The following is a 1,982-nucleotide window of genomic DNA, read 5'->3' as shown; positions in this document are numbered from 1 at the left end:
GTCGAGCCAGTAGGTGTTTAGCGGTGTTACAGCCTGAGTGCGGTACTGGCTGAGGTACTATGAGAAATCCAGGCTAGGGATGAGGTCAACAACTTACACTCCTGCTAGACGGTCACTGGCAACATTTCGGGCTGCCAATGAATCCAACTTCAGTTGCTGTATGATGCCAAAAATCATAGCAAGCTCCTGCTCCAGTAATGGCATCTTATCCAAATCGTAGGCAGACACATCAATATCTCCTACATTCATCAAGTCTCCGAAATACGACAGCATAAACAATGCTTTATCGTCACGGAACTCACAAGTAAGTCCCGACCCCTTAGCGCGTGCCCGGAACAGGTCATCGAGTGCAATGATCTGCTCCATCAAAGCCGGTGACAGGAGATATCGGGCATACTGCTGGTCAGAGCCAAACACCTCGTAACGATCTTCAAATTCAGGATTCTCTAGCTCCACCCTGGTTTTGGCTAATGATCTCGACAACAGGTTGCCCAGTTTCCCATAGTCCGTCTTGACCACGGTATAGCCACTAAACTGGAAGGGCATAGTAATAAGCAGCGCTCCTCCACGATGGACATTGATATTGGACTTGTTGCCACGACGTTCAAGTTTGAGCTCGCAGAATTCAAACTTCACACCCTCAACTTCACCCTTGATGTAATCTTCGCTACTCTTACTTGAAAACGAAGGCATTATTTCGAACGACTTGACGGCATCCATGTCTATGCAGCCGTCAGCCTTGTAGTCGTACTCACCGAACGCTCGAACAAGTACAGGGATCAGCTTTTTCTTGTAGTGCCGTATGTATTGGAACTCGGGATAGAAGACCCAAACAGCAAAGCCACCCAGCACAATCAGGGTTAAGAACGTTGGATCGCCAGAGACCAGCATCGATACGTCAAATGCCACTGACGGTAACCATAGCAACCAGCCAATGCGGATAAACCATTTTTTGCGTCGAACCTTACTCGCGAGTTTTTCCAGACGAAACTGTTCCAATGGCTCCAGCAAGGGCAAGACTTCCTGCTCGATTTTCGACCTGGCCGCTTCTGAAAGATTGGTGCTCGCTTCAGGTTGGCGGTAGGCAGTCCCATTGGTAAGCTGCTTGATCGCTTCCTTCGCTTGATAAAAGGTATTAAGAATACTCATGACTTCAGGAAATCATCCGCGTTAACAGGAGCGCGTTCAGCTTCCGTCACTTGGAAGAACGGCAAGGGTTTCAATCCCATTATGGCGGCAATCACCGAGCCCGGAAAGATTTGAATGGCATCCTTGAAACGACGGCTTGCAGCATTGTAACCGCGGCGAGCCGCAGAGATATGCTCTTCAACATCCGCGTATACCCGTTGGGCTTCGATCATGTTGGTATGAGACTTGAGGTCGGGATAGTTCTCTACGGCTACCATCAAACCAGAAAGCTTACTCTCCAGCGCGGCTTCAAGATCGAACCGTTTTTCGGTACCTGCTCTGTCGGTTCTTTCTGCCGCCTTCAATACTTCAGTGCGCAGCTGGGTAATTTCAGTGAGTAGTGCTTTTTCGTGCTCCATAAAACGGGCAGCGATTTTAAGAATATTGGGTACCAGATCGGTGCGCTTTTTAAGCTGCACATCAATTCCAGAGAAAGCTTCTTCGGCGGCATTTCGGCGTGTAACGATAGTGGCATACCAGAAATAAAGCAGCAGTAAAATGGCAACGACAGCCGCGACAAACCAGAACATTGCAGTATTCCTTATAGTATTCGAGGCGATAAGACTAAGGCTTACACCGTACCAAATCAACTTAACTACAAGAAAAAGAACATTACGAACATCACTATAAACAGCAAAATCGGATATTGGATCAACAATCCTAAAAGCTAGCCCGGATTTCTCACAGGGTATAAAAGAAAGCGGCTGAAAGTGTTAAGGAAGCTCTGAAAAAGTCACTGCCATCAGCGATAATACGGCTATCGTCAACTGCATAGGATTCAGTGCTGCCATGGA

At 47.7% G+C, this 1,982-nt stretch carries 2 protein-coding genes; both read right to left on the bottom strand.

Annotated elements, in window-relative coordinates; all coding sequences use genetic code 11:
• Positions 1–93 precede the first annotated feature (93 nt).
• Entirely contained in the window at positions 94–1,149 is a 1,056-nt protein-coding gene (locus INT33_RS20900) for a DUF3137 domain-containing protein (RefSeq protein ID WP_192539933.1), read from the bottom strand.
• The gene (locus tag INT33_RS20895) at positions 1,146–1,718 is read right to left on the bottom strand and encodes a LemA family protein (RefSeq protein ID WP_192539932.1); all 573 of its coding nucleotides are present in this window, start codon (positions 1,716–1,718) and stop codon (positions 1,146–1,148) included. Before INT33_RS20895 ends, INT33_RS20900 begins: the two co-directional genes overlap by 4 nt.
• Positions 1,719–1,982: the final 264 nt, after the last annotated feature.

It is taken from the genome of Halomonas colorata, assembly GCF_014897985.1.
In the GTDB taxonomy this organism is placed as follows: Bacteria; Pseudomonadota; Gammaproteobacteria; order Pseudomonadales; family Halomonadaceae; genus Vreelandella; species Vreelandella colorata.
Note: the sequence above shows the minus strand (reverse complement) of the source record. Positions and strands in the feature narration are given on the sequence as shown.

Bases quoted from the DNA above. Each gene is read 5' to 3' on its own strand.
- INT33_RS20895 (WP_192539932.1), bottom strand. From the start codon at position 1,718: ATGTTCTGGTTTGTCGCGGCTGTCGTTGCCATTTTACTGCTGCTTTAT.
- INT33_RS20900 (WP_192539933.1), bottom strand. From the start codon at position 1,149: ATGAGTATTCTTAATACCTTTTATCAAGCGAAGGAAGCGATCAAGCAG.